Here is a 12,426-nt window from a genome sequence, read left to right as displayed (position 1 = left end):
AACAAGCTGATTACCCTGCTAAAATAGCGAGCATACTGAACTGCTATATTAACACTATTGCTTCCCGGACTTAAAATAATATGCGTAAAAATCAACGAGCTTCAAGCCAAGAAAAAGGCAAAAAGCCCAACTCCGATGGATTTATCCGATTAATATCAGGCCAATGGCGTGGAAAAAAGCTGCCAGTCAAAGATAAACAAGGATTAAGACCTACTACAGACCGCACCAAAGAAACCCTGTTTAATTGGCTAATGCATGATATTCGTGATGCAAACTGCCTCGATTGTTTCAGTGGCAGTGGTAGTTTAGGCTTTGAAGCTTTATCTCGTTACTGCCAATCTTGCACATTTTTAGAGTTAGATAAGCAAGTCGCAACGCAATTAAAAAATAATATCGGCACATTAAAAGCAGAAAATGCCCAGGTGATACAGGGTGACTCTTTACGCTATTTAACCCAAACAGCCGACCAACAATATGATGTAGTCTTTGTTGATCCACCTTTTAACCTTGGCTTGGCACAACCTTGTATCGACCAATTAGAAGCACAAGGTTACTTAACCGACAACAGCCTTATTTATGTAGAAGTTGAAAATACCTTAACTAACTTGAACTTTCCGAATAATTGGGCGCTACTAAAAGAGAAAAATGCCGGACAAGTTCGCTATCAATTATTCAAGAGAGAGAAATAATGGCTTATTTTATCCCCTTTGCAAAAGGCTTGATGGTGATTATTTGGGGCTTATTACTGGTTAATTTAGTATTGCCTTTCCTAGGTAAAGCAGCCATGGCTTTCTACTTTTTATTAGCCTTTGTTGTCGTTATGCATGCAATCCAATTATTAGTGATTTATGGGGCTTTTGCTGAAAAGTTAAAATTAACCAAAAAAGAAGGGGTTGAGATTTTCTTTTTTGGTGTGTTCAAAATGTGGCAACTTAAAGACCGTTTGATGTAATACCAATTGTATTAAATTACTGATCTAAATTTTGCGCCGGAAAAATGGCTTAGTTTGAGGCGTAAGTTGATGTAAATGGTTGTTCCCTATACGAAACTTACAACGAAAAAATAAGTTGTTTTAACAAGTAAAATAGATCAGTTACTTACTATGATTGGTATAGTTGCTAGTACTCTTAATGAAGATGCCTTAAAAACAAAAAAGGATGAACACAAGTTCATCCTTTCTACTTTAAAGTCTTTGGCTAGCGAGTTCTACTGCCCCCACTCGATAATACCATCCACTTTTTTACCATCTTCACTGACCACCAGCCATTTAATATGCTTTTCACGCATTAACTCTTCCGCTTCGGTTAAGCGAGCAGATGCAGAAATTAAACGAGGTGTTGTATTCATTAAGTTTGATGCTTGGCTATCCACAATACTTTCACCAGAAATCAAGAAACGACGAACGTCACCATCTGTGATCACACCTTGTAAGTTATCACCGTCTAACACTAAAGCTAAGCCAGTACGCGTTTCAGTCATCACCATTAACACATCTGTTACTGACGTTTGTGCACTAACAATCGGTAAGTTATCACTGCGCATTTCATCACGAACAAAAGTCAGTAATCGTTTACCTAAGCTGCCTCCTGGATGAAAACGCGCAAAATCCATTGGGCTAAAGTCTTTTTCTAAGGTTAATGTATTCGCTAATGCATCACCAATCACTAAGGTTAAGGTGGTAGACGTACTTGGTGCTAAGTTGTTTGGGCAGGTCTCTTTTTCTACACTAGCATCCAATACCACATCAGAGTGCTTGGCTAATGTTGAGTCTTTGCCGCCAGTAATAGAGATGATTTTATTACCAAAGTGTTGTAATGATGGGATGATTTTTAATAACTCATCTGTCTCCCCACTGTAAGAAATAAGCAGTAATACGTCATCTTTAGTGACCATCCCTAGGTCACCATGAAAGGCTTCACCTGGGTGCATAAAGAATGAAGGTGTACCAACAGATGCAAGTGTTGCAGCAATCTTAGTACCGATATGTCCAGACTTCCCCATACCACATACAATCACACGACCTTGGCAGTTTTTCATCAATGCTAAAGCTTGTAAGTAAGCTTCACCCACTTGATTACTATGATCCGTGATTGCAGCACTTTGTACTTCAAAAACAGTTTTAACTTCTTTTAATAGTTGAGATTCTGGCAATGAAAAGCGAGACATGAAACTTCCTTTATATGAGAGGAAAGGTAATTAATAAACGAGGAAATTGGTCGGTATGAGAAGATTCGAACTTCTGACCCCTGACACCCCATGACAGTGCGCTACCAAGCTGCGCTACATACCGATGGTGCATAATTCTAATTATTTAGTGAGAAGTTGCAACAAAAAAGTCATCTGTTTGTTACTCCCAAATACTAAAGCTTAACGCTTTGCTAAAAAAATACCCGCATAAAGCGGGCATTTTCAATTTATTCAATGATTGAATACGTAATTATAGGCAATCAAACTCTACCAATGTGTCCACATCAGCTTCGTAATCAACACCGTCAACACCAAAACCAAACAGTTGTAAAAACTCATCTTTGTATTCTTGGTAATCAGTTAATTCAAACAGATTTTCTGTGGTGATTTGTGGCCATAATTCTGCACAAGCTTGTTGAACTTCATCACGAAGCTCCCAATCATCAAGACGCAGACGACGTGCTTCATCAGTCGTTGGTGCAGCACCATCAGCTTTGAATAGTTGTGTTGTGAATAGACGATGAATCTGTTCCATACAACCTTCATGTAAACCTTTTTCTTTCATGATTCTAAATACCATTGATAGGTATAAAGGCATAACAGGGATCGCAGCACTTGCTTGCGTAACAACACTCTTCTGTACTGATACGTAAGCTTCACCACCTAGCGAATCAAGTTGTGCTTGGATAGCTGTAGAAGCACGATCTAAATCGATTTTTGCTTTACCTAATGCGCCATCCCAGTAGATTGGCCAGGTAATTTCAGTACCGATGTAAGAGTAAGCAACGGTTTTAACACCTTCAGCTAACACACCAGCCTCTGCTAATGCATTCATCCAAAGTTCCCAATCTTGTCCACCCATTACAGTAACAGTATTAGCAATCTCTTCTTCAGTTGCAGGCTCTACAGACGCTTCAATGATCGTATCTTTGTTAGTATCGATAGCCGTTGATGTGTAAGTCTCACCAATTGGTTTTAGGCTTGAACGTACTACTTCACCTGTATCAGGTAGTTTACGAACTGGCGCAGCAACTGAGTAGATAACCGCATCAATTTGACCTAGGTCAGCTTTGATTGTATCGATAACTAATTGTTTAGTTTCGTTAGAGAATGCATCACCGTTAACGCTTTTAGCGTATAGGCCATCTGCCTTTGCTTGCTTATCAAAAGCAGCACTGTTGTACCAACCAGCAGAACCAGGTTTACGATCAGTAGCCGGTTTTTCAAAGAAAACACCAATCGTTGATGCGTCACTACCGTATGCCGCAGCAATACGTGATGACATGCCGTAACCAGCAGAAGAACCAATCACTAATACACGTTTAGGGCCTTTTTCAATTTTGCCTTGTTCTTTAGTGTATTCAATTTGTGCTTGAATGTTTTTTTCACAACCCGTTGGGTGTGTAGTCGTACAAATAAAGCCACGAATCTTTGGTTTAATGATCATATTATTTCGCTCTTATGGTATTAGAAACCTTCAATCATAGACTCGTTTTATTAATAAACGAGGTATTTAATCAAAGGCGTAAGTAAAATTATCGCTAATATACCTGTTCTCTTAGCAAATGCCAAAAAACAAGGTTACAAGTTAATGATTTAGCCTTTAAACAAGCGCTTTAGGTAAACAGATGGCAGGTTTATGGCCATTGACCCCCATTGCTTGTTTAATAAATTGTTTTTTTAATGGCGAAATAGTATCGGCCATTAACAAGGCGGTATCTCTTAATATTTTTTTAACTGGATTATCACCGTCGAACAATTGTTTTAATAACTCCATTGAAGCAATCATTTCAGTCGCTTCAGTCTTACGCCAACGTTCAAAGTGGCGCAAGTTTTGGTACAAGCCAATATCACTGCCTTGCTCAACCTGTTTGAGGATCTCTTCAGCTAAACAAGCGGCATCGAGTAACCCCAAGTTAACACCCTGCCCAGCTAAAGGATGAATTGTATGTGCTGCATCTCCAATCAAAGCTACGCGGTGTTTTGCAAAGTCACGTGCATAGCGCATGGTTAACGGAATACAATGACGCTTACCTTGCACTTCACACAAGCCTAAACGGTTATCAAAGGTACGCGCTAAAACTTGATTGAAAGCTTGATCATCTAAGGCCATCAATAAACTAGCTTGCTCTGGAGGTAATGACCACACTATCGAACTAGTGTATTGACCATATAGAGGTAAAAAGGCTAACGGTCCTTGTGCGGTAAAAATTTGTCGAGCACAAGCTTGATGGGGATCTGCAGTTTTAATAGTAGCAACAATCGCATTATGCTGATAATCCCATTGGGTTAATGGAATATTTAATTGCTGGCGTACCCATGAATTAGCACCATCGGCAGCCACCACTAATTTAGAAGTAAGCTGTTTGCCGCTTTCTAAAGTTAACCAAGCTTCGCCGTCACCAATCGCCATATTTTGCAAAGCATCAGGACAAAAGAAGCTCACATTCGCCTGCTTTTGCACGCTAGTTAACAAAGCTTGTTGTAGATTAGTATTTTCAACAATATAACCTAGATCAGACTGATTAACCTGTTTGGCATCAAAAGCAATTTTTCCAAAACTGTCTTTTTCCCATACTTGCATCTGATGGTATGGCGTAACGCGTTGCTCAGATAAATGTGACCAGACATCTAAATTTTCAAATAAGGTTTTACTCGCAAAACTTAATGCGCTGACACGATTTTCAGGCTCTGCTGTCAATACAACAGGTTGCTTAGACTCTATGATCGCAATCGACAATGTGCTATTCGCTAAACAGCGGGCTAGCGTTAAGCCAACCATACCGCCACCAACAATGGTGACATCATAGGATTGCATCATGATAATTTCTCTCTGTTAAACAAATCAAACTGCCCTTTAGACTGTTCGATAATAGGCGTAGATAAAAATGGAAAAAGATTCATTGCTTTTAGACCAATGTTACGAGGAATACTTAACATTGGATAATGGTTGCTAAAGATACGCACTAGGCTATCGGTCATCCAAATTGTACTGTGGTGATCTTTTTCACGACATTGCCAATAATCATTTAGCATGGAAAACGATCCAACATCATCAGACGCAGCAATAATAGTCGCAAGTACAAACAGATCTCTTAACCCTAAGTTAAAACCTTGCCCAGCCACAGGATGTAAACTATGCGCCGCATTACCAATACAAACAGTGCGATGAGAAAGTGGTTTAGTGGTTTTTAATAGGTTTAAAGGATAGATATCACGCTTACCAGTTTGCTCAAATAATCCTGCACGATAACCAAACTTTTTCTGTAATTGCGCTAAGAACTCACTGTCAGATAGATCAGCAATCTGTTCCGCTTGCTGTTTCTCAACACAATACACTAATGAGAAACGGTTATCCGTAAGTGGCAACAAAGCGATCGGCCCACTTTTAGTAAAGCGTTCATAGGCGATATTTTTGTGGGCTTTATTACATCGCACATTACAAATAATCGCACTGCGCTGATAGTCAGACAAGCTACTACTAATACGCGCTAATTTTCGCACCTGACTATGGCAGCCATCGGCCCCAACACATAACTTTGCACTCACCGTTTGGCCATTATCCAAAACACATTGGATCAGCTCGGGTTGTTGATTTAAGTCTGTTAATTTGACTTGATGTAAAGTAGTTAAAGAGGAAAAAGCCGCTAATGTACGTGACAGAACTTTACCTACGCGACGTAACTCCACCACATAGCCAAAAGCCTCTCCTGATAATTCAGGTGTTAACTCAGCACCACCAAAGTAGCCCTTATCTGAAACTTGAATGCTTTCAATCGGCTGTGCATGGGCTTTAATATCCCCCATAAAGATAAACCACTTAAAATATCAACAGAGCCAGCATTTAATGCAATACAACGCGCATCGAAACTGGGGTGGTACTCAAACTCTTTCTCTTGTATGGACTCTAGACGTTGTGCATTTTCGTCTAATAACAAGACCTTCAATTGTGGGTTTTGCGTTAACAAGGTTAGCGCTAATAACGAGCCCGACATCCCCGCCCCGACAATCACTACATCGTAGATGATAGCGTCAAGCGGCTCTGCCGTATCAAGTATTGGTCGATGTGGTTGAGATAATTTAGCCATTCATTAACGCTTCAATTGCTTTAATCTCTTTTGGCACAGCAGACGTTAAAATTTCACAGCCAGTCTCTGTCACAATGACATCATCTTCGATACGTACACCAATACCTTTCCAGCGGTCATCAACATCTGCATCTTGGCTAATATATAAACCAGGCTCAATGGTAATAGCCATGCCAGCTTGTAGCGCACGCGGCGATTTAATGGTGCCAGTATTGCCCACATCATGCACATCTAAACCAATAGGATGCCCTAAACCATGCATGTAAAAAGCGCGATAAGCTTGTTCTTCAAGCAAACTGCTTAAGTCACCTTTTAACAGTCCTAACGCTAATAAACCTTCAGTCATTTTAGTCACAACCTGTTGATTGATCTCTAAGACACTAATACCAGGTTTAACCAACGCTAAAGCTAATAACTGACAATCTAATACCAGTTGATAAATAATCGCTTGTTCTTCTGTAAAACGGCCATTAACAGGGAAAGTACGTGTAATATCACCTGCGTAACCTTGATATTCAGCACCCGCATCGATCAACACCAAATCGCCATCTTGTAATACTTGGTCATTTTCCGTGTAATGTAAGATACAAGCGTTATTACCGCCAGCAACAATGCTGTTATAAGCTACATCACGTGTACCTTGACGTGCAAACTCGTATTCCACTTCTAATTGTAGTTGAAACTCAAACATACCAGGTTGGCACTGTTGCATGGCACGAACATGACCTAATGCTGATATTTCACCGGCTTTACGCATTATCGCTTGCTCAGCTTCACTCTTAAATAAACGCATCTCATGTAAAGCAGGTCGCCAATCTAAAAATTGATTAGTACTGATCACGCCACTACGAGATTGACTACGCAACCCATTTAGTACTTTTTCTAAAGACTGGTCTAAAGCAAAACCGCTTAACGTTGGGTAATATAAATTTTCAATGCCTACCAACAGTTCACTTAATTTACTTTCGAATTCATCGATAACATATGCTTGATCAACTGCGAGAGTGTTAATTGCCTCAGCTTGTCCCATACGGTAACCATGCCAAATCTCAGCTGTTTTATCTTTTTTACGATTAAATAAAACCGTGGTTAGTTGCGCACCTTGTTTAATCAATAGCAGGCATGCATCAGGTTCATTAAACCCGCACAGGTAATAGAAATCACTGTTTTGACGAAAGCGGAATTCAGTATCATTGCTTCGGGTTAGTTCTTGATTAGCAGGGAAAATAGCCATGCTGTTATCTAGCATGCTATCGGCAAATTGTTGACGGCGTTTTATAAATTCAGTCATAAGCTCTCAGATTAATGCAGTGTGTTAGAAACAGGTGACGATGTTTGACGAGAAAAAGTATTAAAACATAACATCGCACTCACTCGAAGGTACTCAACAATTTCTGTAAATGCAATTTCTGACTCTTCATCTTCTTGTTCGAAATCAAGAGATAGTTGAGAAATATCGCGAATATCACGAATCACTTCTTGAACATCTTCCGATGCTTGATTCAGAGACTGTTGCACCATACCAAAACCAACTAAAAAACCTTGAGCCCATTGCGCCATTGCTTCTGCACGCTCATCTAAGGGTTTATCGTCCGCTGGAAGTAATAAATGAAATCCTAATCCATCATCTGTACATTGTTTTACTACGTCAGCGTAGATTTCAGCGATCAGTTTTTTCAGCTCTGAGGGTAACCCCATCCCTTCATTCACCACATCATTAAACAATGGCTGCCAGCTTTTATCATCCAATGCGATGCCACCGCATACAAAGCCAGATAGTACCCCATGGGTCTCCGCGGCATTAGTGAATAGCTCCGCCTGTTCAAGGGCTTGCGAAATTTTATCAAAACTTGGTAATACAGCAGAATTCATAGCGACACTCATAATAAACGAAAGATAGTTAACTTATTCTATCATCCACGGGATCTCGTCGCCAGTAAGTACTTGAAACTTGATAGCTAGGTCGATATAGTTCGCGCACAATACAACATTTTTTTAGGGAAACAGACCACTCCCTTATTTAATCAATTTAACGGGGGCATTATGGCACATCTTGATATCACTATTTTAGGCCAACAGTATAAAATCGGCTGCCCTGACGGTGAGCAAGACAACCTGCTAGGGACTGTTGCTCAAGTTGATGAGCATCTTAAAGAGATGAAAAGCAACACCAGACATCTACGTAATGATCAATTAGTGGTGATGGCTGCATTAAACTATCGCCATCAACTCAATACGATCAAAGCAGAAATGCAAGCACAGACAGACCAATTAAATAACCGTATTCAACAATTACAAGATGCAATTAATGGTGCTTTAGATAAAACACCTACAAGCGAAGAGTAATCTCACACAGAATTAATAACGCCTTATTCATTTGGTTTTATATCCAGCCTTAAAAACATACCGACACCACTTAACATAAAAAATTAACGGTTTCGGTATTTATAACAATTTTTATTTTAATTACACTTAATCACTCTTAATACCTCTTAATCGTCCTTAAATTAGTCGGCTAATTTTAATGAAAAATAGCAAATGAAAGACAAAGAATTGAAACATAAACCATTTTCCCAAGCCTACTCCTTAAGTCTAGTTATCAAGCAAAGATCGTACACAAAATAACGCCATTAATTAGCGTGAGTGAAATATTGTGTGTAAAAAAACATCAAGCAGTCACAAACTTCCCATTTTTTCTTAAAAAGCCTTTAAAAACCCAATTAAAGTAGGTACAGTTTATTCAACCCTCGGGTACCCGTTAATCTTGACTAAGTCCCTGAGCCGATAAGTATTACCCTGGTGAATTAGGTTGATTACTATTGTGTAAACTCGACTAGTATCGAGAAACCTGCGGTAAGCACTGATACACCACCTTGACCTTCGGGTTCAAGGTCACAGTCAACAGCGGTATCCTTGGGTTAACTCATTTCTAGCTGATTTTTTTATTGTTTTTATAACAATAACTCAGCGTTTAAAATTCAGCATTTTACGTTCCTAAAAACATCCCTATATAAACTTCCCCCACTGAATTTAATCAATCTCTTTGGTTGTGTGTATAACTGTATTGTTGATAAAATATTAGCTATCTCAACACAACTTATTGGTGACGGTTATTATTACTTCTCAGCGTGACAAGATTCGAAAAACCGTGCGCCAAGCACGAAAAGCATTAAGTGAAGAACAGCAACAAATTGCCTCTGCCGATTTATTTTTACGTTTGCAACAACATACTCGTATTGCACAAGCGCAACATATTTCAGTGACCTTAGCTTATGATGGAGAGATAGGCCTAACACCGTTTATTGAGTGGTGTTGGCAACAAGGTAAACAAGTCTATCTACCTATGGTGCATCCAACGCAAACAGGCCATTTATTCTTTTTAGCTTATCAAGCAGATACAGAGATGATCATCAACCGCTATGGTATCAAAGAGCCCAAACTGGCTAGCTTATTTAATCAAGCTCCTGAGCAGTTAACTCACCTTGCAGAGCACCCTGAAATTTTCCCCGTTGAGAAATTAGATATTGTATGCACACCTTTAGTTGCCTTTGATACACAAGGTAACCGTATTGGTATGGGCGGTGGTTATTATGATCGTCTGTTAGCCCCTTGGTTTACAGACCAATCAGGGCCTTATCCAATCGGTTTAGCACATGACTGTCAATGCGTAAAATCACTGCCCATTACAGCTTGGGATGTGCCCTTACCAGAGATAATAACACCGCAACAACATTTACTTTTTTCAGACAAAAAATAAACCCCACAATTAATTCACGGTTTTTCATAAATTTAGCTTAAATTAACAGCGTAATTAAGGGTATAATCGCGCCACTTTCAAGACTCACTCTCACAGAACAGGATTAAAAGTCATGACGCAAGACGACAAGAAAAAAGCAGCCGCTTATGCAGCCCTAGAATATGTAGAAAAAGATACCATTGTCGGTGTTGGTACAGGTTCAACGGTTAATCATTTTATTGATGCATTAGCAACCATCAAAAACGACATTGTTGGTGCAGTATCCAGTTCAGAAGCGTCCACTGAAAAATTAAAAGGGTTTGGCATTGAAGTGTTCGACCTTAATGAAGTGTCAGAGTTGAGCATCTATGTTGATGGGGCAGATGAAATTAACCCATACAACCACATGATTAAAGGTGGTGGTGCTGCATTAACACGTGAAAAAATAGTATCAGCCGTTGCTGATAAGTTTATTTGTATCGTCGATGATACTAAAAATGTCGATATTCTGGGTGAATTTCCGCTACCTGTTGAAGTGATTCCAATGGCGCGTAGTTACGTTGCACGTGAATTAGTTAAATTAGGCGGTGACCCGGTATACCGTGAAGGCGTAGTAACAGATAACGGTAATGTTATTTTAGATGTATATAATCTTAAAATTGCTGAACCATTAACGTTAGAAAACCAAATCAATTCAATTGTTGGTGTTGTAACGAATGGTTTATTCGCAAACCGCGCAGCTAACGTGGTACTCGTTGGTACAGATAGCGGTGTAGATACCTTAAAATAAATGTAAAGTTGGCTCTCGGCTAGATTCAATACAGTGAGAGTCAATCTAGCGTAATCGCACAACAGTCGTCAGTAATAAGTTGTTTCATTTTAGCATATAGGAAACAGCACTCTCAGATTCACAATGACGACTATTTTTGCTATTTTACGCGCACTAAAATTATTCGCAAAATTGTCCATTCACCTTTAAATAAGGCTCAAGGAAATACAATGACTAAGTATTCACTCAATAAAGATAAAATTAAAGTTCTTCTACTAGAAGGTTTACACCCTAGTTCAGTGGCAACATTCACTGATGCGGGTTACACAAACATTGAAAGTATTAAGACTTCATTAAGTGAAGAAGATTTAATTGAAAAAATTAAAGACGTACATTTCATCGGTATCCGTTCTCGCTCTAACCTAAATGCAAAAGTATTAGCAGCAGCAGAGAAACTAGTGGCTATCGGTTGTTTCTGTATCGGTACTAACCAAGTGGATCTAGACGCAGCACAAGCAAAAGGTGTTGCTGTATTTAACGCGCCTTTCTCTAATACACGTAGTGTTGCTGAATTAGTACTTGGTCAAGCATTACTATTATTACGTGGTGTTCCAGAGCGTAACGCTAAAGCTCACCGTGGTGAGTGGGATAAGTCTGCAACTGCATCATACGAAGCGCGTGGTAAAAATCTAGGTATTATCGGTTACGGTCATATCGGTACACAGTTTGGTATTCTTGCTGAAGGTTTAGGTTTTAATGTTTCTTTCTACGACATTGAAAACAAACTGACATTAGGTAATGCAACGCAAGTAGCAAGCATGAAAGAGTTATTAGCTAAATCAGATGTTGTTAGCTTGCACGTACCTGAAGTTGATTCAACAAAGAATATGATGGGTGCTGAAGAATTCGCACAAATGAAAGATGGTGCGATATTCATGAATGCTGCACGTGGTACTGTTGTTGACATCCCTGCACTTTGTGATGCATTACGTAGCAAAAAATTAGCGGGCGCAGCGGTTGATGTATTCCCAACTGAGCCAAAATCAAACACAGAAGAGTTTGAATCTCCTCTACGTGAATTTGATAACGTGATCCTAACGCCACACGTTGGTGGTAGTACGCAAGAAGCACAAGAAAATATCGGTTACGAAGTAGCGGGTAAACTGGTTAAGTACTCTGATAACGGTTCAACATTGTCTTCTAAGAACTTCCCTGAAGTGTCTTTACCTGCACATAAAGATGCAAGCCGTCTATTACATATTCACCGTAACCAACCAGGTATCTTAACTAAGATCAACTTGGCGTTTGCTGACAACGACATCAACATCGCAGCACAATACTTACAAACTAATGAAAATATTGGTTACGTAGTTATTGATGTAAACAGTGAAGATGCAGATACAGCATTAGAAAAACTGAAACAAATTGAAGGTACTATCCGCGCACGTTTATTAAACTAAGCGCCGAATAACCTATTACGAAGGGACTCATTGAGTCCCTTTTTTTAGTCTAAAACCAACACAAACCTATACTAAATAAATACCTAATACCAATTGTATTAAATAACTGATCTAAATTTTGCGCCGGAAAAATGGCTTAGTTTGAGGCGTAAGTTGATGTAAATGGTTGTTCCCTATACGAAACTT

13 protein-coding genes, 1 tRNA gene and 1 other RNA gene are annotated in these 12,426 nt (G+C 39.3%); 7 read left to right on the top strand and 8 right to left on the bottom strand.

The genetic code is table 11. From position 1 onward, the window contains the following. The first annotated feature begins 80 nt into the window (after positions 1-80). Entirely contained in the window at positions 81-689 is a 609-nt protein-coding gene (gene rsmD, locus ACLKL2_RS18035) for a 16S rRNA (guanine(966)-N(2))-methyltransferase RsmD (RefSeq protein ID WP_413692685.1), read from the top strand. Then, entirely contained in the window at positions 689-952 is a 264-nt protein-coding gene (locus ACLKL2_RS18030) for a DUF1145 domain-containing protein (protein WP_413692684.1), read from the top strand. The genes rsmD and ACLKL2_RS18030 overlap by 1 nt, the downstream gene beginning before the upstream one ends. Before the next feature lie 254 nt (positions 953-1,206). Here ACLKL2_RS18030 and ACLKL2_RS18025 read toward each other — a convergent pair whose 3' ends face one another. The 8 genes from ACLKL2_RS18025 to ACLKL2_RS17990 form a co-directional block, all read right to left on the bottom strand. Then, positions 1,207-2,166, bottom strand: a complete 960-nt coding sequence (locus tag ACLKL2_RS18025) for a KpsF/GutQ family sugar-phosphate isomerase (RefSeq protein ID WP_113819858.1) — start codon at positions 2,164-2,166, stop codon at positions 1,207-1,209. Between the two features lie 47 nt (positions 2,167-2,213). Beyond that, positions 2,214-2,290: transfer RNA gene (locus tag ACLKL2_RS18020), tRNA-Pro, on the bottom strand. Positions 2,291-2,437: 147 nt separating this feature from the next. After that, positions 2,438-3,634, bottom strand: a complete 1,197-nt coding sequence (gene fabV / locus ACLKL2_RS18015) for an enoyl-ACP reductase FabV (RefSeq protein ID WP_413692683.1) — start codon at positions 3,632-3,634, stop codon at positions 2,438-2,440. A gap of 156 nt (positions 3,635-3,790) precedes the next feature. Further along, a complete protein-coding gene (locus ACLKL2_RS18010) occupies positions 3,791-5,008 on the bottom strand; it encodes an FAD-dependent monooxygenase (RefSeq protein ID WP_413692682.1) in 1,218 nt (405 codons plus the stop codon). Next, positions 5,005-5,994 (bottom strand): FAD-dependent monooxygenase, encoded by a 990-nt coding sequence (locus tag ACLKL2_RS18005; protein WP_413692681.1) that lies wholly within the window; start codon positions 5,992-5,994, stop codon positions 5,005-5,007. Before ACLKL2_RS18005 ends, ACLKL2_RS18010 begins: the two co-directional genes overlap by 4 nt. Further along, positions 5,913-6,275, bottom strand: a complete 363-nt coding sequence (locus ACLKL2_RS18000; protein WP_413692680.1) for a hypothetical protein — start codon at positions 6,273-6,275, stop codon at positions 5,913-5,915. The genes ACLKL2_RS18005 and ACLKL2_RS18000 overlap by 82 nt, the downstream gene beginning before the upstream one ends. Continuing rightward, positions 6,268-7,566, bottom strand: coding sequence for a Xaa-Pro aminopeptidase (pepP, locus tag ACLKL2_RS17995; protein WP_413692679.1), 1,299 nt, complete (start codon positions 7,564-7,566; stop codon positions 6,268-6,270). The genes ACLKL2_RS18000 and pepP overlap by 8 nt, the downstream gene beginning before the upstream one ends. A gap of 11 nt (positions 7,567-7,577) precedes the next feature. After that, entirely contained in the window at positions 7,578-8,147 is a 570-nt protein-coding gene (locus ACLKL2_RS17990) for a UPF0149 family protein (RefSeq protein ID WP_113819853.1), read from the bottom strand. A gap of 171 nt (positions 8,148-8,318) precedes the next feature. Here ACLKL2_RS17990 and ACLKL2_RS17985 point away from each other — a divergent pair, with 171 nt between their 5' ends. From ACLKL2_RS17985 to serA, 5 genes are all read left to right on the top strand, one after another. Further along, positions 8,319-8,621, top strand: coding sequence for a cell division protein ZapA (locus ACLKL2_RS17985; RefSeq protein WP_113819852.1), 303 nt, complete (start codon positions 8,319-8,321; stop codon positions 8,619-8,621). Between the two features lie 394 nt (positions 8,622-9,015). Next, positions 9,016-9,199: non-coding RNA, 6S RNA (gene ssrS / locus ACLKL2_RS17980), on the top strand. Positions 9,200-9,423: 224 nt separating this feature from the next. Further along, positions 9,424-10,032 carry a 5-formyltetrahydrofolate cyclo-ligase gene (locus tag ACLKL2_RS17975; RefSeq protein ID WP_413692678.1) on the top strand — a complete coding sequence of 203 codons (609 nt, stop codon included), beginning with the start codon at positions 9,424-9,426 and terminating at the stop codon, positions 10,030-10,032. A 112-nt stretch (positions 10,033-10,144) separates the two neighbouring features. Then, positions 10,145-10,801, top strand: a complete 657-nt coding sequence (rpiA, locus tag ACLKL2_RS17970) for a ribose-5-phosphate isomerase RpiA (protein WP_113819851.1) — start codon at positions 10,145-10,147, stop codon at positions 10,799-10,801. Positions 10,802-11,010: 209 nt separating this feature from the next. Further along, the gene (gene serA, locus ACLKL2_RS17965; protein ID WP_413692677.1) at positions 11,011-12,240 is read left to right on the top strand and encodes a phosphoglycerate dehydrogenase; all 1,230 of its coding nucleotides are present in this window, start codon (positions 11,011-11,013) and stop codon (positions 12,238-12,240) included. Positions 12,241-12,426: the final 186 nt, after the last annotated feature.

This window comes from Psychromonas sp. KJ10-2 (assembly GCF_047323255.1).
Taxonomy (GTDB): Bacteria; Pseudomonadota; Gammaproteobacteria; order Enterobacterales; family Psychromonadaceae; genus Psychromonas.
The sequence above is the reverse complement of the archived record's forward strand: the minus strand, read 5'-3'. Positions and strand labels throughout refer to the sequence as shown.

What these genes read in the sequence shown, in the direction of transcription:
- ACLKL2_RS17985 (WP_113819852.1), top strand. Translation starts at nt 8,319, where the DNA reads ATGGCACATCTTGATATCACTATTTTAGGCCAACAGTATAAAATCGGC.
- rpiA (WP_113819851.1), top strand. Translation starts at nt 10,145, where the DNA reads ATGACGCAAGACGACAAGAAAAAAGCAGCCGCTTATGCAGCCCTAGAA.
- ACLKL2_RS18030 (WP_413692684.1), top strand. Translation starts at nt 689, where the DNA reads ATGGCTTATTTTATCCCCTTTGCAAAAGGCTTGATGGTGATTATTTGG.
- ACLKL2_RS18025 (WP_113819858.1), bottom strand. Translation starts at nt 2,166, where the DNA reads ATGTCTCGCTTTTCATTGCCAGAATCTCAACTATTAAAAGAAGTTAAA.
- ACLKL2_RS18000 (WP_413692680.1), bottom strand. Translation starts at nt 6,275, where the DNA reads ATGGCTAAATTATCTCAACCACATCGACCAATACTTGATACGGCAGAG.
- ACLKL2_RS17990 (WP_113819853.1), bottom strand. Translation starts at nt 8,147, where the DNA reads ATGAATTCTGCTGTATTACCAAGTTTTGATAAAATTTCGCAAGCCCTT.
- serA (WP_413692677.1), top strand. Translation starts at nt 11,011, where the DNA reads ATGACTAAGTATTCACTCAATAAAGATAAAATTAAAGTTCTTCTACTA.
- ACLKL2_RS18010 (WP_413692682.1), bottom strand. Translation starts at nt 5,008, where the DNA reads ATGATGCAATCCTATGATGTCACCATTGTTGGTGGCGGTATGGTTGGC.
- ACLKL2_RS18005 (WP_413692681.1), bottom strand. Translation starts at nt 5,994, where the DNA reads ATGGGGGATATTAAAGCCCATGCACAGCCGATTGAAAGCATTCAAGTT.
- rsmD (WP_413692685.1), top strand. Translation starts at nt 81, where the DNA reads ATGCGTAAAAATCAACGAGCTTCAAGCCAAGAAAAAGGCAAAAAGCCC.
- pepP (WP_413692679.1), bottom strand. Translation starts at nt 7,566, where the DNA reads ATGACTGAATTTATAAAACGCCGTCAACAATTTGCCGATAGCATGCTA.
- fabV (WP_413692683.1), bottom strand. Translation starts at nt 3,634, where the DNA reads ATGATCATTAAACCAAAGATTCGTGGCTTTATTTGTACGACTACACAC.